Origin of the sequence: Micromonospora sp. DT31 (assembly GCF_049841795.1) — a bacterium.
Taxonomy (GTDB): Bacteria; Actinomycetota; Actinomycetes; order Mycobacteriales; family Micromonosporaceae; genus Micromonospora.
Genome location: NZ_JBNCKZ010000001.1, coordinates 722224 through 745552 on the forward strand (window position 1 = coordinate 722224; position 23329 = coordinate 745552).

Here is a 23329-nt window from a genome sequence, read left to right on the forward strand (position 1 = left end):
CCGCACCACCCCCGGCCGCCGGTCAGAACGGGTCCCCGCAGATCCGCCAGCCGCCGTCCTCCGGCACCACCGGCAGCTCACGCTCCTCACTGCCGCCACCGTCGCGGTTGATCCGCACCCGCACCGTGCCGTGCGGCCGGCCGGACCGGGTCGCCACCGACACGTCGACGATCTCGTAGCCGCTGACCTGCGGCGGGGTCCGCACCCAGCTACCGAAGCCGGCCTCGCTCCACCGCCCGCGTGCCTGGCGGCACAGCCGCTCGTACGCCGCGTCGGTGTCGCCGGCCGCGACCTCGCGGAAGAACCCGTCGGCGGTCTCCCGCACCGGACCGTCGGACTGCAACACCACCTGGGCGTTCCACACCGCCAGACCGGCCACCCCGATCAGGCACATGCCCAGCCCGAGGCCGGCGGCCAGTACACCGGCGCGCGCCGGCCGGCGACGCCGGGCCGCGTGGTGCCACTCCCCCTGCCTGCCCATCACCGTCGACGGTAGGCAACCGGGCACCGGCGCGCAGCCGGTTGCGTCGCTCGGCCGTACCTGACAGCAGATGACAGCCACCGGCGGCACACTGCCGACATGAGCACACACGCCGACATCGCCATGATCAGCCTGGACAGTTCCGACCCGGCCGCCCACGCGGCCTTCTACGCCCACGCCCTCGGCGCGGAGATCACCCACAGCGAGACCGAGTACGCCATGATCGTCGCCGGCGGCACGCCCATCGGTTTCGGCCTGCTGCCCGGCTACACGCCGCCGGCCTGGCCGGACGAGACCGGCGGCAAGCGCTACCACCTCGACCTCTACGTCGACGACCTGGCGACCGCGGAGAAGGACCTGCTGGCCGCTGGCGCGACCCGCCCGGACTTCCAGCCCGGCGGTGAACGGTGGACCGTGCTGCTCGACCCGGTCGGCCAGCCGTTCTGCCTCTGCCGCCGACCGCAGGGCTGACCGGTCAGCGCAGCGGGCCGCGGCCCACCGCGGCCCGCATCGCGGCCCGATCACCGGCCGGTACATATTCCAGCCACCAGGTCGCGCCCGCCGCCGCCAACTGCGCCAGGTAGGCCTGCTCGGCGCGCTCGTCGGGTCGCCGCCGCCGACCGCCGACCGCGACGTCGAACGGCTGCCCGTCCGCGCGGCGGGCAGGCAACGCGGCAACCAGATCGGCCACCTCGTCGGGGGTGAGGTCGGACCAGCCGGCGGTGTCGGTCAGCTTGTAGGGCACGATGCCGTCGGCGCGGGCCGCGCGCCGCAGCACCGCCCTGGCCTGGAGGCTGCCGCCGACCCAGACCGGCACCCGCGGTGACTGCACCGGCGGCGGGCGCAGCGTCACGTCCTCGGCGCGGTAGTGGACGCCGCGGTGGGTGACCCGCTGCCCGCCGAGCAGGCCGAGCAGCAGGTCGAGGCCCTCGTCGAGCATCGCGGCGCGGGTCTTGAGGTCGGTGGTCTCGCCGAACGCGGCCAGCCCCCGGTCGGCCGGGTCGCCCACGCCGACCGCGACGCCGGCCCGGCCACCGGAGAGATGGTCGAGGGTGAGCACCTCACGGGCCAGCTTGGCCGGGCGACGCCGGGGCAAAGCGGTCACCGTGGTGCCCAGCCGCACCCGCCCGGTGCGCCCGGCCACCGCCGCCAGCACCAGCCACGGATCCCACGTCGGCGGGTCGTCCCCGGCGTGGTGGATGAGGTAGTCCTCCAGGAACACGCCGTCCCAGCCGGAGCGTTCGGCCAGCTCACCGAGGGCGACCAGGTCGGACACCGTCACCGAGCCGCCGCCGCAGGCGATCTCCAACCCGTGCCGCATGCCGGCACCCTACGACGCGGGTACGACGCTCAGCCGCGTCGGCGGGCCCGCGCCGCCCAGATCGCGTACGCCGGATCGCGGTCCAGGTTGTGCCGGTCCCGGTCGTAGCGGCGGGTGGTCCGCGGATCGGCGTGCCCCATCGCGTCCTGCACGTCCTCCAGAGGCACCCCCTCGGAGCGGGCGGTGGTGGCGAACGCGTGCCGCAGCGAGTGCGGCGACAACTTCGCCCAGGCGGCGATGCCGGCGCTGCGCGCGAGGCGGCGCACCAGCCGGAACACGGCGTGCCGGTCCAGCCGCCCGCCGGTGGCGGTGGCCAGCAGCGGGCCGGTCAGCTGTGCCACCGGGACGTCGTGGGCGGCGGCCCGCTCGGCCAGGTAGGCGTCCAGCACGTACGCGGTGCCGGGGGTGAGCGCGCGTCGGCGTACCTTGCCGCCCTTGCCGACGAACCGGACGCTGCGGTGGCCGCGCTCGGTGCCCAGGTCGGACAGGTCCAGCGACACCAGTTCCCCGACCCGCAGCCCCAGGTCCGCCAGGAGCGCCACGGCGGCCCGGTTGCGGGCGGCGGTCGGTCCCGTGTCGGCGTCGGCGGCGGCGAGCAGCGCGTCGACCTCCTGCGGGGTGAGGCCGACGGTGGCCGAGTGGTCCCGGTCGACGCGGGGCCGGTCCGCCGCCGACACCGGGTTGGCCGCGACCGCGCCCAGCTTGGCCAGGAAGTCGTACCAACTGGACAGCGCGGACAGCCGGCGGGCCACGGTGGCCGGGGTCAGCGGGCGCCCGGCCCGCCCGCGTGGGGTGGACTCCAGCTCCCGGCCGTAGGCGTTGACGTCGAGGAACGTGGCCCGCAGCGGGTCCAGGCCGCGCTCGGCGCACCAGCTCAGCCAGCCGGTGACGTCACGCCGGTACGCGTCACGGGTGTGCGTGGACAGCCGCCGGTTGCGCAGCCACGCCTCGGTGACGTCGGTCGGGGCGGCGGGCAGGGCGGCACGGACGCGGGGCCGCACCTCGGAACGAAGCATGTGAGAAAGGCTCTCAGCCATCGGGGCGTTTCGCGGCGAGGCGCGCCCGACCCGGTTGCCGAGGGCGGGCTACCGTCACGGGGTGCGCGCCAGCCGGCTGGTCTCGTTGTTGCTGCTTCTGCAGACCCGGGGACGGATGACCGCCCGGGAACTCGCCGACGCCCTAGAGGTGTCGGTGCGGACGGTCTACCGCGACGTCGAGTCGCTCGGCGCCGCCGGTGTGCCGGTGTACGCCGACCGCGGTCCGGCCGGCGGCTACCGGCTGGTGGCCGGCTACCGGACCCGGCTGACCGGGATGACCGGGCCGGAGGCCGAGGCGCTCTTCCTCGCCGGCCTGCCCGAACCCGCCGCCGAGCTGGGCCTGGCGTCGGTGGTGACCGCCGCCGAGCTGAAGCTGCGTGCCGCGCTGCCCGACGACCTGGCCGACCGCAGCGGCCGGCTGCGACAGCGGTTCCACCTGGACGCACCCGGATGGTTCCGCCGGCCCGAACCCACCCCGCACCTGGCGACGCTTGCCGGGGCGGTGTGGCAGGACCGGCTGGTGCTGCTGCGCTACCGGCGTTGGCGTGCGCCCCGGGAGGTGACCCGGCTGGTCGCCCCGCTCGGCGTGGTGCTCAAGGCGGGCCGCTGGTACCTGGTGGGCCGCCGCGGGGATGAGCCACGCACCTACCGGGTCGGGTCGGTGCTCGACGTGACGGTCACCGACGAGCGGTACGAGTGGCCCGACGGGTTCGACCTGGCCGCGTACTGGCGGGAGTGGACCGCCCGCTACGAACGCGACGTTTACCGCGACGAGGCGCGCATCCGGCTCACCATGGCCGCGCTGGAGTTCATGGCGTACGTCTTCCCGCCGCAGATGAGCCGGGCCGCCCGGGCGGCGGCCGGCGAGCCCGGACCGGACGGGTGGGTGGAGACCACCGTGCCGATCGAGTCGGTGCGCCACGCCCACGGCGAGTTCCTGAAACTGGGCGCCGAGGTGGAGGTGCTGGCCCCGGCGTCGCTGCGGGACCGGTTCACCGCCACCGCGCACGCCCTGACCCGGCTCTATCCGGCGGACGCGGGGTCGGCCGGCGCGTCGGCCTCCCCCGCGTCGTCGTGAACCCGCTCAGGCGGGGGTGAGTTCCCGCCGGTTGCCCTCGCCGGTGGTGGTGACCGAGATCCGGCGCGGCTTGGCGCGCTCGGCGACCGGGATGCGCAGCGTCAGCACGCCGTTGTCGTAGCCGGCCTCCAGCCGGTCGGTGTCGAGCGTGTCGCCCAGGAACAGCTGCCGGGTGAACGTGCCCATCGGCCGTTCGGCGGCGACCAGTTCGACGTTGTCGCCGGTGGGGCGGCGCCGCTCGGCGCGCACGGTCAGCACGTTGCGTTCGACGGTGCAGTCGATGCTGTCCGGGTCGACGCCGGGCAGGTCGAAGGCGGCGTAGAAGTGGTCGCCGTCGCGGTAGGCGTCCAGGTGCATCGTGGCCGGACGGGCGGTGGTGCCGAAGAACTGCTCGGCGATCCGGTCGATCTCGCGGAACGGGTCGGTACGCATCAACATGGCTCTGCCTCCTCGGTTCTCCTGACCCAGGGTCTCAAGTTGAGTCTTGGTGACTCAAGTTCTCGCTTCTGTTTTAGCGCGGTGCCGCGACGTCGTCAACCCGGGCCGGCAGTGACTTCTCGAACCAGTGCTGGGCGTACGGTCCGGCGTTGAACGCGGGCACCTCCCGGTAGCCGTGCCGGGCGTAGAGGGCACGCGCCTCGACCAGGTCGGAGCGGGTGTCCAGCCGGATCCGGTCCGCCCCGCCCTCGGCCGCGTACGCCTCGACCGCGGCCAGCAGCGCCGCCCCGCCACCGGCGCCCCGGTGCGCCGGACGCACGTACAGCCGGGTCACCTCCGACCAGTCGAGTTGGCGGCGCAGCCCCACGCAGCCGGCGAGCCGGCCGTCGTGGCGGGCCAGCACCAGCAGCCCGGTCGGCGGGACCAGGTCGTCGTTGGAGTCCTCGGCAAGCGCGGCGTCGACCTCCTCCGGCCGTTCCGGCCGGCCGTACCACCGGCGCACCATCTCCGCCATGTACTCACGCAGCAGAACGACCGCCTCGACGTCGTCGGGACGGGCGATGTGGACACTCCAGCCGGTCCGCCAGTAGACACCGTCCTCGCGGGTGAGCAGCATGTCGTCGACCAGGTAGCGGCGCAGTGTCACGTGATCGGCCGCCCCGCCGTCGCACCAGGGGCGGAGGGCCGCGTCGACCGCGCGTTCCGGGTAGCGCCGCCCGCGCTCGAACGCGCGCTCGGTGATGTGTTCCAGCAGCACCCGGCGCCGGCCCCGCTGCGCGGGCAACCGGACCAGCACGCCGTCGCGCAGGAACGTGCGCAGAATGGTCTCCTGCGGCGTCGCGGCCGGGCCTGCCGGTGCGGCCGCGCCGGCCCGGGCGAACTCGCGCAGCCGTTCGCCGTCGACCCGCAGCCCGCCACCGTCGTCGGCCACCACGCCCGCGTCGGTGAGCCGGCGTACGGCGGTGGCGGCGTCGCGGGCCGGCAGGCCGGTGCGGGCCACCACGGCCGGCACGTCCCGGGCACCGAACACGATCGCGGCGAACACGGTACGGCGGCGCTCGTCGGCGAGCGCCCCGGCGAGAGCATGAGCGGTCATGATCGGCAGCCTGTCAGCAACCGGCCGGTTCCGGCCACGCGTTTTCGCCTCCACCGTCCACGCCGCCGGTCCGGGGCCGCGATCACAGTGGACGGTGCATGACGTGCAGCCCCACCCGTCCCCGCGTCGGGTGGGCGAACGACTCCGGCACGGTGCCGATCACGCTGAAGCCGAGCCGCCGGTACAACGCCACCGCGGCGGTGTTCGTCTCCACCACGGCGTTGAACTGCATCGCGGCGAAACCCTGCCGGCTGGCCCAGTCCAGCGCGTCCTCGCACAACGCCCGACCGACGCCCCGCCCGCGCGCGGACGCGGCCACCATGAAACTCGCCGTCGCCACGTGCGAGCCCGGCCCGGGCCGGTTCGCGCCCATCTTCGCGGTGCCGAGCACCGTGCCGTCGTGGTCCACCGCCACCGAGGTACGCCCCGGCGGGCGCTCCACCCACACCTCACGCGCCACGTCGGCCGGCCACGCCGGGTCGTAGGCGAAGGTGTCGGCGGCGGCGATGACGTCGGCGATGATCGGCCAGACCTGATCCCAGTCGGCGTGGGTGTACTCGCGGATGTGCATCGTGGGCACGGTAGTCACCGTCCGCCCACCCCGGCCAGCGGTTTCCGCCCACCGGACGACGGCGCCGATCTGCCACCAGCGGGTCCCGCACCGGTCCTGCCATACTCGTCGCCATGCTCTGGGGTGTCAGCGGCTCACTGTTCCTGCTGGACTACCTGGCCGCGGTGGCGGTGGCCGTCGCGGTCGCCGTGGCAGTACGGGAGCTGACCGGCCGGCGGGTCCGCGGCGCGCCACCCGACCGGGTCGAGTTGGCGTATCTGACCGACCGGGCGGTGCTGGCCTGCCAGGTCGGCGTGGCCGCGTTGCGCCGCGGCGGCGGGGTGAGCGTCGGTGAACTGGCCACCCTGCACGTCGAGGGACCGCCGCCGCCCGGCTCGCTCCCGCTGGTGCGCGCCCTGCACACCGCGCTGCGTCGCCCGCAGACCTGGGCGGCGGTGCTCGCCGATCCGGCGGTGGGCCGGGCTCTGCGTCGGGTGGTGGGTCGGTTGGTGCGGGACGGGTGGCTGCTCACCCGCAGGCAGCGGCGGCGGGTCGCCTGCGGCACGATCCCGCTGTTCGCGGTCGCCGCCGTCGGGGTGGCCCGGCTGGTGGACAGCGCGGTGGAGGGACGGTCGGCCGGCGACCCGGCATCGGTCGCAGGGTTGTTGCTGTGCTGCCTGGCGACCGCGCTGGGCGGCTGGTGGCTGACCGAGGTGCCGGAGACCGGGGCCGCCGCCCGACGGCTGCTGCGCCGGCTGCGCCGCGAGCACGCCGACCTGGACCCCGAACGCCGTCCGGTGTGGCAGGGCCGGGACACCGATGCGCTGCTCACCGGCATGGCGCTGTTCGGTCCTCGACCGCTGCTCGCCGTCGACCCGGCCTTCGCCGTGCAGCTGGGCGTGGACCCGGAACGTGGCCGTCCGCGCCCCGAACGCAAACCCGCACGCCGCTGACCGCCGACCGCGCGCGAACGGCCGGGACCGATCAATTCGGGACGAACGTCGCGGGGACGGCACGGATCGGGCAGGACGGCTTCGCCGTGGCGGCGCGGGGGGTTTCCTTGTCTTGGGCGCCGGGAAGCCTCCGACATGGCCGAGACATTCGTGAGCGAAGACCTGAAGACGCTTCAGGCGATGGCGATCGGCGCCGGCATCCGAGAGGTCGACCGCATGTCGCCTGACGAACTGGTCGAGTCGTTGCGCCGCGCCGGCGTGGCCGACGGGACGCAGAACGACTGGCCGCCCCAACCGATCGAGGACCCCGCGCACCTGGCAGGGCTGCCCAGGAGTTCCCTGCGGCAGGGCGACGAGAGCACCGGCGGGCGGGCCGCCGAGGAGTCGATCGGCGCGCGGCCCGGAGAGAGCGGCACCGAGATCGACGACCGCACCGAGCACTGAGCGGACGCAGAAGGGCCGCCCCCGGGATGACCCGGGGGCGGCCCCACGCTCGACCGGACGGTCAGTGCATCCCGGCGGCGGCCGCCGCCTCCTCCCTGGCCCGGCGCTCGTCACCGCTGAGCGTGTTCAGCGGCTTCTCCTTGATGAACAGCACCACGATCAGGGCGAGCAGCGCGAACGGCGCCCCGATCAGGAACATCTCCGACGTGGCGGTGCCGTACACCTCCTGCACGATCCGCAACACCGGTTCCGGCAGCGCCGACAGGTCGGGCACCTCGGTCGACCCGCCGCCGGCCGCGAGCGGGCCGAGCTTCTCGGTGGTCAGCGACGTGACCCGGTTGGCCAGGACGGCGCCGAGCGCGCTCACCCCGACCGCGCCGCCCATGCTGCGGAAGAACGTCAGCACCGAGGTCGCCGCGCCCAGCTCGCTGGCCGGTACGTCGTTCTGCGCGGCCAGCACCAGGTTCTGCAGCAGCATGCCCACGCCGACGCCCAGCACCGCCATGTACACCGACAGGGCGAGGACGCTGGTGTTCGCGTCGATGGTGCCCAACAGCAGCATGCCGACCGTCATCACCGCGGCACCGGCCACCAGGAACATCTTCCACCGGCCGTACTTGGTGATCAGCTGACCCGCCACGGTCGAGGAGACCAGCAGGCCGAGGACCATCGGCAGGCTCATCAGACCAGCCGCGGTGGGCGACTTGCCGAGCGAGGTCTGGAAGTACTGCGACAGGAACACGGTGCCACCGAACATGGCCACGCCGACCAGCACGCTCGCCACGGTGGTCAGCGTGACGGTGCGGTTGCGGAAGATGCCCAGCGGGATGATGGGCTCCTCGGTGCGGGCCTCGACGAACACGGCGAGCGCGAGCAGCGCCAGCCCGCCGCCGACCAGCAGCGCGGTCCACCCGGACGCCCAGTCGAACTTGCTGCCGGCCAGGGACGACCAGATCAGCAGCGTGGACACACCAGCGGTGATCAGCACCGCGCCGAGCCAGTCGATGCGGACCTTGCGGCGCACCGCCGGCAGGTGCAGGGTCTTCTGCAGCAGGGCGATGGAGATCAGGCTGAACGGCACCCCGATCAGGAAGCACCAGCGCCAGCCCAGCCAGGAGGTGTCGACGAGGACGCCGCCGATCAGCGGGCCGGCGATGGTGCCGACACCGAAGACGGCGCCGAAGATGCCGGCGTACCGGCCCAGCTCGCGTGGCGGGATCATCGCCGCCATGACGATGGTGGCCAGCGCGGTCATGCCGCCCGCGCCGATGCCCTGGATGACGCGGCTGAGCAGCAGCACCTCGACGTTAGGGGTGAAGCCGGCGACCAGCGAGCCGGCCACGAACAGGCCCAGCGACAACTGGATCAGCAGCTTCTTGCTGTAGAGGTCGGCCATCTTGCCCCACAGCGGCACCGTCGCGGTCATCGCCAGCAGTTCGCTGGTGACGATCCAGGTGTAGACGGTCTGGCTGCCGTTGAGGTCGGCGATGATCCGGGGCAGCGCGTTTGCCACCACCGTCGAGGCCAGGATCGCCACGAACATGCCGACCATCAGGCCGGACAACGCCTGGAGGACCTCCCGGCGCGACATCCGGGTGCCCGTCCCGGCAGCGCCGGCGGGCGGAACAGTGGCGGTGGTCATCGAACTCCTCGTCGGGTGCGGCCGTGGCGGCCGGTCTGGATCGGGGTGGGTCAGCGGGTGGCGCGGGGATCGGGCAGGCCGGCGGCGACGGCGGTGAACGCCTCGGCGACCAGCTCACGCAGGGGTGCGGGGGCGGGTTCTTCCGCCCAGCGCATCAGTGCGGTGCGGAAGACGGCCCCGGCGACGGTGGTGACCAGCATCGGATGGCCGTGGCACGGGTCGAGGCCGAGGCGCTGCGCGACCGCCGCGACGAGCAGGCGTTCCGTCGCGGCGTTGCCGCTGACCAGCCGGGGAAGCAGCGAGGGGTTCGCGGCGATCACCGTCAACCGCAGCCGCCACACCTCCCGGTCGGCTTCGATCGCCGCGACCACGTCGTCGAAGGCCGACCGCACCGCGTCGAAGGCGGACAGATCCGGCGGCGCCGCGAGGATCCGCCGGGTCAGCAGTTCGGCCTCGGCGGCCGGGTCACCCAGGAGCGCCTCGTCCTTGCTGGCGAAGTAGTTGAAGAAGGTCCGCGCGGAGACCTCGACCGCCTCGCTGATCTCCTCCACCGTCACCTGGTCGAGCCCTCGTTCGGCGACCAGGCGCAGGGCCGCCTCGCTCAGGGCGGCCCGGGTCCGGCGCTTCTTGCGGTCTCGAAGGCCGGGGCGGCCCCGGTCGGTGTCGGTCACACGGCGACGCTACGACTGATCTTGCACGCAGTGCAAACTTTTAGTGAGTGAAGTGGAGCACGTCGCCGCGCCGAGCGACGACGGCGGTCAAAACCTGTGGAGAAACACCCCCACGTTCTCGTACGGTGCTGCCGAACCCGTCGGATCGAGAACTGGACGACTTCGCGTGACCCCACCTGCTCGCAAGGCCTGACACGCCTTTCCGCTCACCGGTAGCCGGCGCAACCCGCCGGCTCCACCGGGCTGCCCCCGCGCGCCCGATCCTTCGCGCCGAGGCCGCGCGTCATCGGCCTCGTGTCAGGTCTTTCAGAGATCAGGTCCCGAGTCATGTCTTCCACACCCCATGTCGTGCTGCCCTGGGTCGTCCGCCGGACCCGCCTGCCGCTGCTGTCGAAGCGGTGCGTGGACTGCCCGTCGGAGTCGGCCACCACCGGCAAGGGCAGATTCCGCGTCAACGCCAACGGCAAACTGCTCGACGTGTGGCTGCTGGTCCGCTGCGTACGCTGCGATCGGACGAGCAAGCTCACCGTCCACGAACGGACGCCCGTCAGCTCCTTCGCCCCCGACACACTGCACGGCTACCACCGCAACGATCCGGCACTGGTGGCGGCCACCCTGCTGGATCCGGCACTGACCCGGCGCGGGCACGTCACCCTCGACTGGACCGGCGCCTGCCGCCTGGACACCACGACCGTGCCGTGCGACACGTGGCCGATCCAGGTGGAGGTCACCTTCGCCGACCCGGTGCCGGTGCGTCCGGAACGGCTCATCGCGTACGGCCTCGGCCTCAGCCGGTCCGAGGTGCTGCGCCGGGTCACGTGCGGCGTCGCGCTGAACCGGACGACCCGCACGGGATTCACCTTCACCCTGCTGGCCCGGGAATAGCCGGTAGGCGGGGGGGGGCGCCGCCGGGGCGCGCCGTGGGGGGGCGCCCCCCCCCCCCCCCCCCCCCCGCCCGGCGGCCCGAAACCGAGGTGACGATCCTTGGCGGCTCAGGACAACGCGACCGCCAGCTGACCCAGTCCGAGGGAACCGAGCGCCAGCGCCCGCCGGTGGAACGCCCGCCGATCACCGGGGAAGGACGAGCGGGCCTGCCGCCACACCCGCTCCCCCACCTTGTACGTCAGCGCCTGCCCCGGCCGGCCCAGGTAGCGGGCCAGCTCCAGGGACGCGTACGGCCCCTGGTGGCAGCGCTCTCGCAGCAGCCGCAGAGCGGCGTCCGGGGTCCACAGCGTGCCATCACCGAACGGCATCGGCAGCCGTAGGTGCAGGCCGATGTCGAGGACCACCCGCGCCGCCCGCAGCAACTGCATGAAAAGGTGCCCGAGCCGGGCACCGGGCTGCTGGTAGAGCCCGATTTCGTCCATGAACCGTTCGGCGTACAGGGCCCAGCCCTCCTGGCAGCCGGACAGCCCGCCGAGCAGGTTCAGTCGCGGTCCGAGGCCGCCCCGGCAGGCCTCCTGGCCGATCTGGAGGTGGTGGCCGGGAACACCCTCGTGGTACGCGGTGCTGTAGGCCCACCAGGTGGGGAAGCTGGTCCTGCCCTCGGGGAGCAGCCACCAGACCCGACCCGGCCGGGACAGGTCCTGCGACGGCCCGATGTACGCGGTGCCGCCCGATCCGGTCGTCCGGCACTCGATGCGGCGCAGCGGCGCGGGAATGTCGAAGTGCACGCCGTCCAACCGGTCGATGGTGGATTCCAGCAGCTTCTGCAGCCACTCTTCGAACGCCGCCTGGCTGTGCAGCGTGCCGGGCGCGTCGGGGCGGTCGAGCCGGGCGAGCACCTCGGGCACGCTGCCGCCCAGAGCCTTCGCCTCCGCGACCACCTCCGCCTCGATCGCGGTGAACTCGTCCCAGCCCCAGTCGTGCAGCTCGCGCAGGTCCGGCTCCGCGCCGAGGAAGGCCCGCACCCAGAGGGCGTACCGCTGCGGGCCGAACGCCTCGTCGTCGCGCGCGCGTGGCGCCAGGTCCTCGGTAAGCGTCGCGGCCAGCCTCCGGTACGCCTGCCGCGCGCCCTCGGCCGCCGCCCGCAACGACGCCCGCTGCGGCCCGTCGCCGTAGCGTTCGACCATGGCGATGTCGTCGTCGATCCAGCCCTGGCAGCGGTGCGTCACCAGGTCGACCTGGCGGTGCGTCGGCAGGTGGCCGCGGTCGGCGGCGAGCAGCAGGCTGCGGGCGTACCCGTCCAGGGCCGCGGGGATCGCGGCCTGGCGCGCGCCCACCCGGGCCCAACCGTCCTCGCGGGCCGGGCCGGGGACGTCCCCGGCGGGTACCGCCGCCTCGACGCACTGGCGGACGAGCTGGAGCGGGCCGGTGGCCGCCGCGTGCAGTTCGCGCAGGTTCTCCCCGGCGTCGTGGAAGGCGATGCGGGCGTGCAGCCGTTCGGTGAGGTGCGCGTGCAGCGGACTCGTCGCGGGCCGGGCCCGAAGCTCGCGCAACGCGGAGGCCGCGAGGTCGGCGCGGGCCTGATGACCGTCCGGGCCGTAGTCGGTGAGCACGTCGACGTCCTGCTCTCCACAGTCGACCACCGCCACGCACGGATCGAGGCGGGCCGCCTCGTCCAGAAACCGGCGGCCGAAGTCTTCGAGGGTCTCGTCGCGGGTGTCCTGATCCATGTCCCGATCATTCCTCGTCCATCGAGGACCCGGGTCGAGCACGCTTGTCGCGTGGGGCGCCTCCGGTTCTTCGGGGTGCCAGCGCGAGTCTCGACCTTCCTTTAGTAATGGATCATCCCTGACGAAGGCAGGATGTCCTGATCTAGGATCACGCCTGCGATCTGCGCAGTGTCCAGGGCAGGGCAGAGAGCCGGATCAGAGGGGCGTCGGGGGCAATGGGAAGGAAGCGGTACGTGGCCGGCACGGTCTCCGCCGGGACGTTGGTGGTGGTCGCGACGCCTGCTCCCGCCGTCGCCGGGCCGGTGGTCCACGAAGACAAGATCAGGAACGTGCCGGACATCGCCGGTGAGTGGTACCGGGACGTCGTCGAGTGGGCCGACACCACCCCGGGCCCCGTTCAGACGTTCATGGAGCACTTCACCGAGTTGGGCATCGTGGTGCTCGCCGCGATGTGGGCGCTGGTGTTCTGGCGCAGCCGCCGGGGACCGGTCAAGCCGATGGCGGTGGCGTTGGCCGGCGGCCTGGGCGTGGTGATCGCGTACGGGCTGAGCGAGTGGTCGAAGACCTACCTGGACGCGGAACGTCCCTGCCGGACGTTTTCCGAGCTGACGATCATCGCGGACGCGTGCCCGCCGACAGGCGACTGGTCCTTTCCGAGCAACCACAGCACGATCGCGGCCGGGCTGGTCGTGGCGATCTTCCTGGTCTCCTGGCGGGTGGGCCTGCTCGCGCTGCCCGTCGGCGTACTGGCCGGGTTCTCCCGGATCTTCGTCGGCGTCCACTATCCACACGACGTGGCGGCCGGCTTCCTGATCGGTGCCGCGACCACGGTGATCGTGGCCGCGCTGCTGGCCCGACCGGCCAGCAAGCTCGTGCGCGCCGTCGGCCCGGCCCGGGACGATTCTGAGTGACTGTTGGGCTGGAGGACCGGCCCGACGACTTGTCGGCGCGACTGACGCGGGTGGCGGCGAAGTTGGCGACTGCCGCGTCGATGCCCGGGGATCCGGTGATGTTCGGCGCGACCACCCACCGGTTCCGAATCGGGCCACCGTTGCCGCAGGACGCGGTCGTCGCCTTTGAGGAACGGCACGGCGTGGGACTGCCGGCTGACTATCGGGGGTTCATCACCACGGTCGGGCACGGCGGACCCGGGCGGTTCGGCGGCGCCGGCCCCTTCTACGGGCTGCACTCCCTCAAGGACTGGGACGTGAGCCTGTGGGGCGCGCCGGACACCACCATGTTGTCCAGGCCGTTTCCCGCCTAACCGGGGCGGGTGTACGAGGACTGGCTGGCCGAAGTGGCGCCCGGCGACGAGGACGAGCCGTACCGCGGGACGCTGGCGCTCAGCGACCAGGGCTGCGGGGGCCTGTCGATCCTTGTCGTCAGCGGACCGGCGCGTGGACGCGTCACCGACAACGGCGGGAGCAGAGAAGGCCCGATCTTCACCGGGGATCGGGACTTCCTGTCGTGGTACGAGCGATGGTTGGACGCGGTCCTGGCCGGCGAGCGGCATTTCCGCTAAGAGTGCGCTGAGTCCGAGGCGCAAGCACGTCCGGAGTCACACGCGCTGGGTGCCGCCTCACTCGTCGCCTCGGATGCGGGCGTGGAGGTGCATGTCGTGCCGACCGTCGGAGTGGACGGCGTCGCTGCGTTTGGTGCCCTCCAAGAGGAAACGGGCTTTGACGGCGACGCGGCAGGACGCGTTGTTGCGGGTCGAGTGATCCAGATACAGACGATGGAAACCAGCCTCGCCAAGTGCCCAGACGCTCAGCGTCGTCAGCGCGCGAGAGGCCACACCTGCTCCGCGGGCAGCCGGGAGCATCCAGTAGGAGCACCCTGCCACACCGTCATGAAGGTCCATTCCGCCCATGGCCATACGCCCCAGTACCTCACCGCCTCCCCGGGTCACCGCCCAACTCGCGCCGGTCTCCTCCGCCCACGCCTGGCGATACAGGTCGAACCACTCACGGGCCTGGTCTTCAGATGCGGGTTGGCGAGTGTGCCAGTGCCGGATCTCGGGGTCGTGATAGGCGGCGAAGAACACCGCGGCGTCGGCCGCTTCCCAGGGTCGCAGCAGCAGGCCGCCCGCGGCGGGCAGCGACGGTTGCGGGCGGCTCGCGAGTGTGCCGGCGGGAATGGCGGGCGGCGTTGACAGGATTGACGTCACACCTCATCTTCTCCTGGTAGCGATCCCGGGTGGCAGCGCATCGGTCACTCCCCGCGCCGCAACCTGTGGTGCCAGGGTTACGCCCACGCGTGGCGGCGAACTCAAGCACATCCGCCGGGGTCGATCCGATCGTCGGCACGAACATCCACTCCACCGTCAGATGTCGTCTGCCAACGAGGTTGAGGCATGATCGTTCCCCTGAGCTGTGGTGCCTCAAGATGACGGGCAGGTTTTGGTGAGGGTTCCTGCCAGTCTTTCTGAGGCAAGTCGCGGTGTCGGGATCGGATCGCCCGGGTTGGTGTCGGCGTACTGGTTGTTGTGCAGAGCCGCGTACGACTGATCTTGCAGAGCAAGCACTGGCCGAACCATTGAGGTTCCGCCTCCGCCGGTCAGGGCAGGGCGGGACTCAGGAAGGGAACACCAGGGCCACGTCGTGGGACGTGATCGGTGAGCTCACATCGCACCTAACCGCACGCGGCCTGTCCGTGGCATCCGGCCACCAAGCCTCCGCAGAAAACACGTTTGGCGGATCACGGCGGCCGCTGCTAGTTTTCGGGAGGCCGTGCGAGAGACCGAGGAGGTGGTACCCGTGAACGTTTTGACATGGGTGCTCCCCTCTGGGGTCACGGTCGGGCGATAGGTCGTCTGGGAGCGCCGTTCACGAGCACTCCCGAAAGGCACGACCATGCGATTCACTACTGAGCAGCGCCTCGATGACGGCGTCCTCGAACGCGAATTCACCCTCGGCGAGATCCCCGGCATCCTGTGGACGCCCGGATCCGCATCCGCACCGGTCCCGCTGATCCTGCTCGGCCACCCCCCGCTCGGACTGCACGAGATGTACCCCCGTCTGGTGGCTCGGGCTCAGCACGCCGCGGCGGATGGCTTCGCCGCGGCCACCATCGAGCTCCCCGGCAGCGGTGACCGGCCCCGTTGGGCCGTCGCCGAGCAGGCCCGCACCGACCTGCGCCGGGCACTGGAGGCCGGCGAGCCGGTCAGCGACGAGATCATCGACGCCCTCATCCTCCCGCTCGTCAACAAGGCGGTCCCGGAATCGCAGGCCGCCCTGGATGCCCTCCTGTCGCTGCCCGAGATCGGCGGCCCGGTCGGGTACTCGGGGGGAGTGATCTCCGTCGGCATCCGGCTTGCGGTGGTCGAGCCCCGCATCGTGGCCGCCGGCTTCTTCGCCGGGAGTTTCGTGCCGCGCGCGATGTTCGAGGAGGCCCGACAGGTCACCATTCCGCTGCATGTCCTGCTGCAGTGGGATGACGAAGGGAACGACCGGCAGGCGGCCCTGGACCTGTTCGACGCCTTCGGCTCCAAGGAGAAAACGCTGCACGCCAACATGGGCGGACACACCGGTGTCCCGCAGTTTGCAGGGGAGGACGCAGCCGGGTTCTTCGCTCGGCACCTGCGCTAGCCGCCGGCCAGCACCGGCCCGGTCCCGCGGCACATCGATCTGCACCGGCCCCGTGCTGTCGGTCAGCACCGCCTTCGACCGGCAGCCGTTGCCGACGTTGCCGACCCGACACCGTCGGATTCGCGTTTGGCATAGCCGAGATGCTCGGTCATCTCCTCGTTGAGCGCGGTCTCCAGGACCGTTTTGGTCAACTGCTTGAGCAGCCCATCCGGGCCGGTCAACGACAGACCCTGTTCCGTCGCGGCCCGGACCAGCTCAGCAGCGGCTTTCGCCTCCGCCGACGGCTCAGGCCGCTTCTTCCGTCCGGCCTGGTCGTCCAGTGTCGCGGTCATCACGACACCCTCCTCACCGGGCACAACGCCCGGCAGGTCAGGCCGGAAACACCGTCAGATCCACACGCCCGATCAAGACGGGGACGCCGCAGTGAGCTTCGCGATGTCGGGGGCGTAGACGGTCATCCAGTGCGGATGTAGCCGGTAGTAGACCACCTCGTTCTCCCAGTCGAAGGGGTCGTCGCCGTAGAAGTCCTTGAAGTACGCGAGCAGGTCGGGCCAGTCCGCGGCCGGCTCGCCGTCCTGGGGGTTGAGGATCTCCACCTTGCCGTGCGTGAACACGCCCAAGTCCTCGCCGCGCATATGCGCGGCGCTGACGGCAGGCCGCGCCGCGAGATGGCGCGCCTTGGCGGCGTTGCGCGCCGTGCCAAAGTGCCACTTCCCGTGCAGGAAGTGCCCGTCCACACCGCTGATCCGTGGCTCGCCCTTCGCCGTCACGGTGGACAGGGCGAGGGTGCACATGCCGGTGAGGACCTGGGTGAGCTGCTCCGCGGTCAGTGTGCTTTCAGCCTTGATGATCGAGCGGAGGTGCGAGGTGGAGCGGGAGAGGGAGGCGCCAAGGAGGGCCTGAAGCTGTTGGAGATCTTCTGAAGTTTCGCGCATGGAGGTCGTTATCTATCCCATATGTATCCGTGGTGCCCGGTCCGCGCCATCGACGCCGACCGGTGAAGCCATAGTCAACCCAAAATCTGACACCTTGTGTCAGATTTCTTCTTCTGCCTCGCGGACATCACCGCCCCGGTAATCATCGGCAGGACGCCCGGCCATGGATCCCCTGACGGGACGCCAGCACAGACGCCGATGGCCGAGCCCAACTGAGCCGGCGTCAGATCCACTGATCCAAGGTGTCAACTCTCCCGACCCGCATCAGTTGCGCTGAGCCAGGACAAGCGACGACAGCACAGGCCTGAAGGCACGCTCGCACAGCCGCGCACATAACTGTCATTATGGTGTAGCAACGATTTGCCCGCTTTGCCGGAGCTGATTATCGAATAATCGTTACCGGTAATCCTGGAAACCGGCAAAGGGCGGGGCGCCGCAGCCGAGGGGGAACATCCTGTCCTCGTGCGGTGGAGATGGAACAGGTACGGCACGCGTACGCCGGTGTCGCAGACCTCTACGTCGAGTTGTTCGACACGAGCCGTCAGGTGCACACCGACGATCTCGCCTTCATCGACCGCCACCTGGCAATCCGAGGCGGCGAGGTGCTCGACGCGGGCTGAGTCGCCTGGTCTTCCTGCCGGCTCGAAGCCGGCGGCGTCGGAGCGGTTGGACCGCGTTGCGGGCCATCCGGGATCGGATACGGGACAGCCGATCGATCAGTGGTTATATGAGGTGCTGATCAATACGTGTCTGACCTCCCGGTCGGACCACCTGGACCACCAACTAGGGCCCGTTTCATAAGTGGATCGCCGTCATCAAGGAGCTGCTGCGGCTACTTCGCCCCGTTGGGGCCGCCCGGCCTGTTCGTCGACGACGTGCGGGCGTTCTTCCGGAACCTGCGGTGACGGTCGCACCGAGCCTGCTCCCATAGATCGAGTTCGTCGTCCGGTTTCCGCCAGCCGGCCCGGTACTGCATCTGGCAGTGTTGCTGCCGCAATCAGCATCGGAGGTCGGGTTCATGCATCGCGTTGTCGAGCCACGAGTGCTCTACTTTGGGACTCCTGTCGTGCTCATCAGCACGACCAACGAGGATGGCACGCCGAACCTGGCACCGATGTCCTCGGCGTTCTGGGTCGGCCGGTCGGGCATGCTCGGGCTCGATGAGACGTCCCAGACGACTCACAACCTGGCCAGGACCGGTGAAGGCGTGCTGAACCTCGCGCACGCCGGGCTCGTCTCCGCGGTCGACCGGCTGGCACTGCTGACCGGCACGCGCACAGTGCCCCCGCACAAGGTGAGCAAGGGCTACCGGTACGAGGCCGATAAGTTCGGCGCCGCCGGACTGACCCCCGTCCCGTCCGACAAGGTCGATCCGCCGCGGGTGGCCGATTGCCTCGTCCACCTCGAAGCGGTCGTGAACCGGATCCACCCGTTCGGCGAACCGGATTCCGGAGTCGTGGCCGTGGACGTCCAGGTGGTCCGGGTCCACATCGAGGAGAGCCTGCTGATGCTCGGCTCCGACCGGTACGTCGACCCGGACAAGTGGAATCCGCTCATCATGAAGTTCCTCGAGTTCTACGGCGGAGGGCCGAACCTGCATCCGTCGCGACTGGCCGAGGGCTGGGGCGCGCCGCGCCGGACCACGGCCTCGACCGGGTCCACCCGGTGAATCGCACGATGTCCGAGGGGGCGTGGCGGTGATCGATAACTGACGAGGTCTCCGGTATGTGGTTCTGCGACCAAGCAAGAACTTCACACCGGGAACCTCGTACCCACCGTAGCGGTGACGAGGCGGCCTGACCTGACCGACAGGCAGTGGGCTGTTCTGGCCCCGCTGCTGCCTGCCGCGCCAAGAACGGGTCGGCCGCCGAAGTGGGAGAAACGGCAGCTCATCGATGGGATCCGGTGGCGGATCCGGATCGGCGCCCCGTGGCGGGACGTCCCGGCTGAGTACGCGCCCTGGCCCACCGTCTACAGCGGCCACACGATCAGCTTTCTGCCCGTGGGCTGCACCTACACCGGTAGCCTGCCGCCCGGTGGACGTCCGATGTTCCGGTCCGACGGCACTCCCGGTTACTGGCTGTGGGCGAGCCTGCCCGCAGGCCATTCCGGCGGCGATACGGGGCTGCGGTTCTACTACCTGGACATCAGCGGGTACGGCGCGGGTGGGCTGGCCGTCGTCGGCCCGGTGGCCACCGTCAACGGGCTGCGGCGTCCCACCGGCCAGGGGATGAACGCCAACACCGTCTACGGCATGAGGTTCCATCACATGGGCGCCACGTACTCCACCGACACGGTGGGCCCCGGGGGCCTGACCATGTGGAACTCGCGGAACAACACGATCCGGAACAACCACTTCGACTACCTGGAGAACCTGGCGCCCACCGTCGGAAACGTCCACGTCCGGGAGAACCTTCACCCGTACCAGCATCGACCCGGTCGGGTTCTTCTCCGAGTGGTCCTGTGACCAGACCTGTGCGACCCGGTACAACCAGCCTCTTGAGTGCGGCAGCCACGGCAACCTCTTCGAGTACAACACCCTCTACACCGGGTACGACGGCACGTGGCGGCGCCGGACCGGCTGACCGCGTTGCGGACCCACCACCCCGCCCCGCCTACGCCGTGAACGGGTTGAGGACCTCGAATGCCTCCTGGAACCGTACGGGGATGCCGCTCTGCGCGCTCTTGCGTTCCAGGAACGCTTTCGTCTCGGCGAACCTGTCGAGGAAACCCGGCAGAGGCCGCAACCTCCGGTCCAGGGAGACGAAGAAGTTGTCCCAGTGGATCGGCACGACGAGGCGGGGTCGGGTCGCCTCCACCACGTGTCGCCAGTAGTCGTCCTGGAAGCGCGCCGACTGGCCGCCCAGCGCACCGACCCCGAGGTAGAGGACGTCGACGTCGAGTCCGTCGAAGCTGTGCGGGACGACATTGGCACTCGGATGGACGAGCATCACGCCGTCGGGATGGGTGAGGAGAAAGGAGAAGCATCCGCCGTCGCGGTACCTGCCCGCCCGGGTCGGCGGCACCAGCGGAGCCTCGATGCTGCCGGGGAACCTGTTGCCGGGGCTGTGGACGCTGCCGAACACCCGCACGGTGAACGCGCCGACGCGGTGCTCGTCGCCGTCCGCGACACGTGTCATCGACTGTTCGTCGAGGCCGCCACCGCGTCCCACGTGGAGCGTCGACTCGGAGCCGAACAGCGTGCCACCGAGGTGCTTGACGACCTCGGGGGCGTCCAGGACGTGGTCGTAGTGGGAGTGGGCGACGAAGAGCGCGTCGAGCCGCGTCACCCCGGCCCGGGTCAGGGCACGGGTGATCCGACCGAGGTCGGGGGCCACCCGGCCGAACACGACGCGCGGCAGGGACGGCCTGGTGAAGAAGCCGTCGACCAGGACGGCCGACGTCCGGTCGGACACGTACACCGACGACGTGCCGAAGAAGACGGCTTCGACGGGTGCTCCGCTGGCGCCCATACCCGGATGCTACAGATCGTGAAAGGTCAGGCTGGGTATGCGCGGTCGGGGTTTCGGTTCGGTAGCGTCGCCGCTGTGACTGGTGAACCCCCGGTGCGGGTCGGACTGCGGGTCGAGGATGTGGTAGCGGCTGCGACGTTGTATGAGGGCTTCGGTTTCGTGCCGGTCGGAAGGGTGCCGGGTCGAGACGGCGAGGTGCTGATGGTGATCCTGCGTCGGGGTCCTTTGCAGCTGCTGGTCGATGCATTGGTGGGCATGCCGTTTCCAGACAGTGCGCGGGAGCGTCACACGTTGACGGGACCGCGTGGTCTTGGCGTGGTCATTGGCATCGAGGTAGATGATGTTGATGAGATGGCCCGATGGTGCCGCGCCGCGGGCTGCGTGATCGGAGCCGGCCCGCTGGACGCCGCATGGGGTGAGCGGTACGTCGAGGTCGAGGACCCATACGGGTATGCGTGGAAGTTTTTTCGGGTGCTGCCCGGTGCGCGGGACGACGGGCTGCAGGCGACGGCTGACGAATGGTCGGGCCGGCATTGACCAGCCGGTAGCCCGTTCAGGCCAGGGCCTAGCGGGCGTCGTCCGAGCGCCGCGGCGCCGAGAACGCCGGGTGAATACGATGGCGGCGTGACGATCAAGAACAGGTGCGGCCTCTCCCCCCGGTCGTCGTGACGCAGCCGGCTGCTCCGATCGCCCCGCAACGGTTGCTCGCCCACGCGGACAACCTCGACGCCGTACGCTCGCTGCTCGGTGAGGTGCACGCCGCCCGGGCACGGGCCGCGCAGGACGTGGCGGCGTTCGGTTCGGTGTGCGGTTGGCTGCTGTCCGGCATGACCGACCGGCATGTCAGACAGCAGGAGTTGACCGCCTATGTGCAGGAGACCATGCGCGCGTGGGCTGACATCCTGCGTCAGGTCGCCGACGGCAGGCAGGATTTCACGACCGCGATCGGCCACGACGACGATGCCCGCACCGACGGCGGCACCCCGCTCGTGGAGGAACCCGAGTCCTCGGACGACCGGATGATGCTCCGCGTGATCGCTCACGTCGAGCGACGGGAGTGGGTCGACCCGTCGCTGGCGGAGGCGGCACCCGTGGCCGAGTTCGCCGCCCCCGTCGACGACTGGTACGCCGTCCTGCGGATCGGCGGCCTACGGTACGCCCTGACGCACGTCGAGCCGTTGCGTCACCTCATCGACGGCCTCGCCGGTATGCCGGAGGTCTGCGCCCGCGACGCAGCCGGATGGGAGACCAGCGCTGCGGACCTGCGATGTCTGGGCGACCTGCTGCGACAGTGCGTGGCGCGGGACATGCCGGCCGGTGCACGGCTGGACGTGCGGTCCTACCACGCCCGGATGGCGCACAACGTCAACGCACTCATCGGACTCGCCGACGTGGCTGCCGGCATGGCCGTGATCACCAGGTGCGCCGGCGAGCTGATCAGCCTCACCGCCGACATCGTCCGTGGCGTCATCGGCGACCTGTTCGCCCGGGTGATCGCCTGGGCCACCGGCGTACCCATAGGTGTCCCCACGCCGCCGCCGCACGCGCAGTTCGGCATCGTGGTGGGCACGGCGTGGCGCATCCACGCCTACACGGAGGCGCTGAGCACAAGCATCAGCGAACTCTCCCGCAGCGTGGACGGTTGAGGGGTGTCCGGTGGGTCAGACCGGCACGTCCGGTTCGCGCGACCGGTCGACCCTCACCAGTCGGGCGCTGACCGACTCGGGCATCAACAACCCGTTGGTCGTGGCCTGGACGGCCGGCAGCGGCGGCAGCTCCAACCGGTAGTCGCGGGCCACCATCTTGGTCGCGATGGTCAGCTGGGTGGTCGCCAGCAGCGAGCCGGGGCAGAATCGCGGGCCCGCCCCGAAGGGCAGATAGGCGTGGCGCGCATGCGGTTGCCCGGCTCCCAACCAGCGGTCCGGGTCGAACCGTTCCGGCTCGGACCAGAAGCGCGGGTCGCGGTGCAGAAGGTACGGACACAGCAGAACCTCGACGCCGCGATCGATGTCGTGACCGCCGATGACGACTGGCTGTGCCGTGGTTCGCGTGATGAGCCACTGCGGCGGGTGCAGGCGCAGGGCTTCCTTGATCACCGCAGCGAGGTACCGGCCCTCGGCATCGGCGGCCACGGCCGCCGCGAGCTCGGGACGCTCGGCCAACCGGAGCGCTATCCACGCCTGCGCCGCGCCGGGCACCCCGTGCGAGGCGAACATGACACTCCGCAGCACGGAGACGGCCCGGTTCACGTCGGCCTCGGAGGTGATACCGGCAGTCAGCCCGTCGACCAGGTCACGAGGCTTCTCGGGGCGGGCAAGCGGCAGGCGCCGCCGGACGAGTTCCCCCAGGAGGTCCAGCAGGCGGTGGTTGGCCCGTACCGCCTCGCGGGCGTGCGGGCGTGGCCACCAGCCGACCCGACCCTCGTGGCTGAGGAGCGCCTGAAGAGCTGAGCCGAAGAGGTTGTCGGCCGCTTCGGCAAGTGCGTCGAGCCGGTCCGGATCCCCGTCGGCCCCGGCGCAGAAGTCGGTCAGGGCCCGGCCGAGGAGCCGACGGCACGTTTCCGTCAGGTCGAAGCTCGAACCGGCCAGCCCGGCCAGGTCGTGGGCCATTCGCGCGGTGAACCGCTCGGCGTGCAGGTGGGTGATCTGGTCGGCGACGTTGTGCCAGATGTCCCGGCGCACCGCCATCCACTCGGCCACCTGCGCCTCGCGGGCCAGCCGCTCGCGCCGACCCGCGCGCAGTCCGCTGTCAACGGCGTAAGCGCCGTTGGTCTGGGCCAGTACCTGGTGCACGAGTTCGGGATCGTGCACCGCGACCACACCGGAGGACAGCCGGACGACGTCGCCGTACCGATCCCGATTTCGGGCCAGCCAGCCGAGTCGGTCGCGCTGGTAGGCGGTCACGTCGCCGATCAGCCACTGGCCGGGTGGACCGGGGATGCCGCGCACGAGGTGTTTCTCCTGCCTCGACGGTGGCGGCGTTATGCCGCCACCGTCGGATAAGGGCAC

26 protein-coding genes and 2 pseudogenes are annotated in these 23329 nt (G+C 71.2%); 14 read left to right on the plus strand and 14 right to left on the minus strand.

Annotated features, from left to right (window positions below; genetic code table 11):
• Positions 1 to 22: 22 nt before the first annotated feature.
• Positions 23 to 481, minus strand: a complete 459-nt coding sequence (locus ACLQ2X_RS03230) for a hypothetical protein (protein ID WP_425679391.1) — start codon at positions 479 to 481, stop codon at positions 23 to 25.
• Positions 482 to 580: 99 nt separating this feature from the next.
• Here ACLQ2X_RS03230 and ACLQ2X_RS03235 point away from each other — a divergent pair, with 99 nt between their 5' ends.
• A complete protein-coding gene (locus tag ACLQ2X_RS03235; protein WP_425679392.1) occupies positions 581 to 952 on the plus strand; it encodes a VOC family protein in 372 nt (123 codons plus the stop codon).
• Between the two features lie 4 nt (positions 953 to 956).
• On the opposite strand, the gene ACLQ2X_RS03240 is transcribed toward ACLQ2X_RS03235, so the two are convergent.
• Together ACLQ2X_RS03240 and ACLQ2X_RS03245 are read right to left on the minus strand one after the other, a co-directional pair.
• Complete coding sequence (locus tag ACLQ2X_RS03240) at positions 957 to 1802, minus strand: LLM class flavin-dependent oxidoreductase (protein WP_425679393.1); 846 nt, start codon at positions 1800 to 1802, stop codon at positions 957 to 959.
• Positions 1803 to 1831: 29 nt separating this feature from the next.
• Positions 1832 to 2818 carry a tyrosine-type recombinase/integrase gene (locus ACLQ2X_RS03245; RefSeq protein ID WP_425679394.1) on the minus strand — a complete coding sequence of 329 codons (987 nt, stop codon included), beginning with the start codon at positions 2816 to 2818 and terminating at the stop codon, positions 1832 to 1834.
• Between the two features lie 82 nt (positions 2819 to 2900).
• Here ACLQ2X_RS03245 and ACLQ2X_RS03250 point away from each other — a divergent pair, with 82 nt between their 5' ends.
• On the plus strand, positions 2901 to 3917 hold the full coding sequence (locus ACLQ2X_RS03250) for a helix-turn-helix transcriptional regulator (RefSeq protein ID WP_425679395.1): 1017 nt from the start codon (positions 2901 to 2903) through the stop codon (positions 3915 to 3917).
• A 6-nt stretch (positions 3918 to 3923) separates the two neighbouring features.
• On the opposite strand, the gene ACLQ2X_RS03255 is transcribed toward ACLQ2X_RS03250, so the two are convergent.
• From ACLQ2X_RS03255 to ACLQ2X_RS03265, 3 genes are all read right to left on the minus strand, one after another.
• Positions 3924 to 4355 (minus strand): Hsp20/alpha crystallin family protein, encoded by a 432-nt coding sequence (locus ACLQ2X_RS03255; RefSeq protein ID WP_425679396.1) that lies wholly within the window; start codon positions 4353 to 4355, stop codon positions 3924 to 3926.
• A gap of 73 nt (positions 4356 to 4428) precedes the next feature.
• The gene (locus ACLQ2X_RS03260) at positions 4429 to 5451 is read right to left on the minus strand and encodes a GNAT family N-acetyltransferase (protein WP_425679397.1); all 1023 of its coding nucleotides are present in this window, start codon (positions 5449 to 5451) and stop codon (positions 4429 to 4431) included.
• Between the two features lie 82 nt (positions 5452 to 5533).
• Positions 5534 to 6022 (minus strand): GNAT family N-acetyltransferase, encoded by a 489-nt coding sequence (locus tag ACLQ2X_RS03265; protein WP_425679540.1) that lies wholly within the window; start codon positions 6020 to 6022, stop codon positions 5534 to 5536.
• Positions 6023 to 6135: 113 nt separating this feature from the next.
• Here ACLQ2X_RS03265 and ACLQ2X_RS03270 point away from each other — a divergent pair, with 113 nt between their 5' ends.
• Positions 6136 to 6954, plus strand: coding sequence for a TIGR04222 domain-containing membrane protein (locus tag ACLQ2X_RS03270; RefSeq protein WP_425679398.1), 819 nt, complete (start codon positions 6136 to 6138; stop codon positions 6952 to 6954).
• A gap of 135 nt (positions 6955 to 7089) precedes the next feature.
• Positions 7090 to 7398 carry a hypothetical protein gene (locus tag ACLQ2X_RS03275; RefSeq protein ID WP_425679399.1) on the plus strand — a complete coding sequence of 103 codons (309 nt, stop codon included), beginning with the start codon at positions 7090 to 7092 and terminating at the stop codon, positions 7396 to 7398.
• A gap of 61 nt (positions 7399 to 7459) precedes the next feature.
• Here ACLQ2X_RS03275 and ACLQ2X_RS03280 read toward each other — a convergent pair whose 3' ends face one another.
• Together ACLQ2X_RS03280 and ACLQ2X_RS03285 are read right to left on the minus strand one after the other, a co-directional pair.
• On the minus strand, positions 7460 to 9040 hold the full coding sequence (locus ACLQ2X_RS03280; protein ID WP_425679400.1) for an MDR family MFS transporter: 1581 nt from the start codon (positions 9038 to 9040) through the stop codon (positions 7460 to 7462).
• Positions 9041 to 9090: 50 nt separating this feature from the next.
• Positions 9091 to 9711: a TetR/AcrR family transcriptional regulator gene (locus ACLQ2X_RS03285; RefSeq protein ID WP_425679401.1), complete on the minus strand. Its 621-nt coding sequence runs from the start codon at positions 9709 to 9711 to the stop codon at positions 9091 to 9093.
• Between the two features lie 327 nt (positions 9712 to 10038).
• On the opposite strand from ACLQ2X_RS03285, the gene ACLQ2X_RS03290 reads away from it, so the two are divergent.
• Positions 10039 to 10596: a DUF1062 domain-containing protein gene (locus tag ACLQ2X_RS03290; RefSeq protein ID WP_425679402.1), complete on the plus strand. Its 558-nt coding sequence runs from the start codon at positions 10039 to 10041 to the stop codon at positions 10594 to 10596.
• Between the two features lie 107 nt (positions 10597 to 10703).
• Here the strand turns inward: ACLQ2X_RS03290 and ACLQ2X_RS03295 are convergent, their stop codons facing one another.
• Positions 10704 to 12326, minus strand: coding sequence for a DUF885 domain-containing protein (locus ACLQ2X_RS03295; protein ID WP_425679403.1), 1623 nt, complete (start codon positions 12324 to 12326; stop codon positions 10704 to 10706).
• Between the two features lie 215 nt (positions 12327 to 12541).
• On the opposite strand from ACLQ2X_RS03295, the gene ACLQ2X_RS03300 reads away from it, so the two are divergent.
• The 3 genes from ACLQ2X_RS03300 to ACLQ2X_RS03310 are packed head-to-tail and all read left to right on the plus strand — an operon-like array spanning position 12542 to position 13848.
• The gene (locus tag ACLQ2X_RS03300) at positions 12542 to 13237 is read left to right on the plus strand and encodes a phosphatase PAP2 family protein (protein ID WP_425679404.1); all 696 of its coding nucleotides are present in this window, start codon (positions 12542 to 12544) and stop codon (positions 13235 to 13237) included.
• Positions 13234 to 13590, plus strand: coding sequence for a hypothetical protein (locus ACLQ2X_RS03305; RefSeq protein WP_425679405.1), 357 nt, complete (start codon positions 13234 to 13236; stop codon positions 13588 to 13590). The genes ACLQ2X_RS03300 and ACLQ2X_RS03305 overlap by 4 nt, the downstream gene beginning before the upstream one ends.
• Positions 13591 to 13599: 9 nt before the next feature.
• Positions 13600 to 13848 (plus strand): hypothetical protein, encoded by a 249-nt coding sequence (locus ACLQ2X_RS03310; protein ID WP_425679406.1) that lies wholly within the window; start codon positions 13600 to 13602, stop codon positions 13846 to 13848.
• 57 nt (positions 13849 to 13905) lie between these two features.
• Here the strand turns inward: ACLQ2X_RS03310 and ACLQ2X_RS03315 are convergent, their stop codons facing one another.
• Positions 13906 to 14493, minus strand: coding sequence for a GNAT family N-acetyltransferase (locus ACLQ2X_RS03315; RefSeq protein ID WP_425679407.1), 588 nt, complete (start codon positions 14491 to 14493; stop codon positions 13906 to 13908).
• A 685-nt stretch (positions 14494 to 15178) separates the two neighbouring features.
• Between ACLQ2X_RS03315 and ACLQ2X_RS03320 the strand changes: the two genes are divergently transcribed.
• The gene (locus tag ACLQ2X_RS03320; RefSeq protein ID WP_425679541.1) at positions 15179 to 15913 is read left to right on the plus strand and encodes an alpha/beta hydrolase; all 735 of its coding nucleotides are present in this window, start codon (positions 15179 to 15181) and stop codon (positions 15911 to 15913) included.
• Positions 15914 to 15925: 12 nt separating this feature from the next.
• On the opposite strand, the pseudogene ACLQ2X_RS03325 reads toward ACLQ2X_RS03320, so the two are convergent.
• Both ACLQ2X_RS03325 and ACLQ2X_RS03330 read right to left on the minus strand, forming a co-directional pair.
• A pseudogene (locus tag ACLQ2X_RS03325) lies at positions 15926 to 16245 on the minus strand (transposase); the annotation flags it as partial.
• A gap of 72 nt (positions 16246 to 16317) precedes the next feature.
• Positions 16318 to 16848, minus strand: coding sequence for a pyridoxamine 5'-phosphate oxidase family protein (locus ACLQ2X_RS03330; protein WP_425679408.1), 531 nt, complete (start codon positions 16846 to 16848; stop codon positions 16318 to 16320).
• A gap of 467 nt (positions 16849 to 17315) precedes the next feature.
• On the opposite strand from ACLQ2X_RS03330, the gene ACLQ2X_RS03335 reads away from it, so the two are divergent.
• The 3 genes and pseudogenes from ACLQ2X_RS03335 to ACLQ2X_RS03345 form a co-directional block, all read left to right on the plus strand.
• A complete protein-coding gene (locus ACLQ2X_RS03335) occupies positions 17316 to 17468 on the plus strand; it encodes a hypothetical protein (RefSeq protein ID WP_425679409.1) in 153 nt (50 codons plus the stop codon).
• Positions 17469 to 17830: 362 nt separating this feature from the next.
• On the plus strand, positions 17831 to 18517 hold the full coding sequence (locus ACLQ2X_RS03340; protein WP_425679410.1) for a flavin reductase family protein: 687 nt from the start codon (positions 17831 to 17833) through the stop codon (positions 18515 to 18517).
• A 114-nt stretch (positions 18518 to 18631) separates the two neighbouring features.
• A pseudogene (locus tag ACLQ2X_RS03345) lies at positions 18632 to 18823 on the plus strand (transposase); the annotation flags it as partial.
• 640 nt (positions 18824 to 19463) lie between these two features.
• Here the strand turns inward: ACLQ2X_RS03345 and ACLQ2X_RS03350 are convergent.
• Positions 19464 to 20321 (minus strand): MBL fold metallo-hydrolase, encoded by an 858-nt coding sequence (locus tag ACLQ2X_RS03350; RefSeq protein WP_425679411.1) that lies wholly within the window; start codon positions 20319 to 20321, stop codon positions 19464 to 19466.
• Between the two features lie 75 nt (positions 20322 to 20396).
• On the opposite strand from ACLQ2X_RS03350, the gene ACLQ2X_RS03355 reads away from it, so the two are divergent.
• Entirely contained in the window at positions 20397 to 20858 is a 462-nt protein-coding gene (locus ACLQ2X_RS03355) for a VOC family protein (protein ID WP_425679412.1), read from the plus strand.
• A gap of 104 nt (positions 20859 to 20962) precedes the next feature.
• On the plus strand, positions 20963 to 21967 hold the full coding sequence (locus tag ACLQ2X_RS03360) for a hypothetical protein (RefSeq protein WP_425679413.1): 1005 nt from the start codon (positions 20963 to 20965) through the stop codon (positions 21965 to 21967).
• Between the two features lie 15 nt (positions 21968 to 21982).
• On the opposite strand, the gene ACLQ2X_RS03365 is transcribed toward ACLQ2X_RS03360, so the two are convergent.
• Positions 21983 to 23269, minus strand: coding sequence for a cytochrome P450 (locus tag ACLQ2X_RS03365; protein WP_425679414.1), 1287 nt, complete (start codon positions 23267 to 23269; stop codon positions 21983 to 21985).
• Between the last annotated feature and the right edge of the window lie 60 nt (positions 23270 to 23329).

Coding starts and splice junctions, on each gene's coding strand:
- ACLQ2X_RS03230 (WP_425679391.1), bottom strand. CDS start 481: ATGGGCAGGCAGGGGGAGTGGCACCACGCGGCCCGGCGTCGCCGGCCG.
- ACLQ2X_RS03235 (WP_425679392.1), top strand. CDS start 581: ATGAGCACACACGCCGACATCGCCATGATCAGCCTGGACAGTTCCGAC.
- ACLQ2X_RS03240 (WP_425679393.1), bottom strand. CDS start 1,802: ATGCGGCACGGGTTGGAGATCGCCTGCGGCGGCGGCTCGGTGACGGTG.
- ACLQ2X_RS03245 (WP_425679394.1), bottom strand. CDS start 2,818: ATGCTTCGTTCCGAGGTGCGGCCCCGCGTCCGTGCCGCCCTGCCCGCC.
- ACLQ2X_RS03255 (WP_425679396.1), bottom strand. CDS start 4,355: ATGTTGATGCGTACCGACCCGTTCCGCGAGATCGACCGGATCGCCGAG.
- ACLQ2X_RS03260 (WP_425679397.1), bottom strand. CDS start 5,451: ATGACCGCTCATGCTCTCGCCGGGGCGCTCGCCGACGAGCGCCGCCGT.
- ACLQ2X_RS03265 (WP_425679540.1), bottom strand. CDS start 6,022: ATGCACATCCGCGAGTACACCCACGCCGACTGGGATCAGGTCTGGCCG.
- ACLQ2X_RS03270 (WP_425679398.1), top strand. CDS start 6,136: ATGCTCTGGGGTGTCAGCGGCTCACTGTTCCTGCTGGACTACCTGGCC.
- ACLQ2X_RS03275 (WP_425679399.1), top strand. CDS start 7,090: ATGGCCGAGACATTCGTGAGCGAAGACCTGAAGACGCTTCAGGCGATG.
- ACLQ2X_RS03280 (WP_425679400.1), bottom strand. CDS start 9,040: ATGACCACCGCCACTGTTCCGCCCGCCGGCGCTGCCGGGACGGGCACC.
- ACLQ2X_RS03290 (WP_425679402.1), top strand. CDS start 10,039: ATGTCTTCCACACCCCATGTCGTGCTGCCCTGGGTCGTCCGCCGGACC.
- ACLQ2X_RS03295 (WP_425679403.1), bottom strand. CDS start 12,326: ATGGATCAGGACACCCGCGACGAGACCCTCGAAGACTTCGGCCGCCGG.
- ACLQ2X_RS03300 (WP_425679404.1), top strand. CDS start 12,542: ATGGGAAGGAAGCGGTACGTGGCCGGCACGGTCTCCGCCGGGACGTTG.
- ACLQ2X_RS03320 (WP_425679541.1), top strand. CDS start 15,179: ATGCGATTCACTACTGAGCAGCGCCTCGATGACGGCGTCCTCGAACGC.
- ACLQ2X_RS03330 (WP_425679408.1), bottom strand. CDS start 16,848: ATGCGCGAAACTTCAGAAGATCTCCAACAGCTTCAGGCCCTCCTTGGC.
- ACLQ2X_RS03350 (WP_425679411.1), bottom strand. CDS start 20,321: ATGGGCGCCAGCGGAGCACCCGTCGAAGCCGTCTTCTTCGGCACGTCG.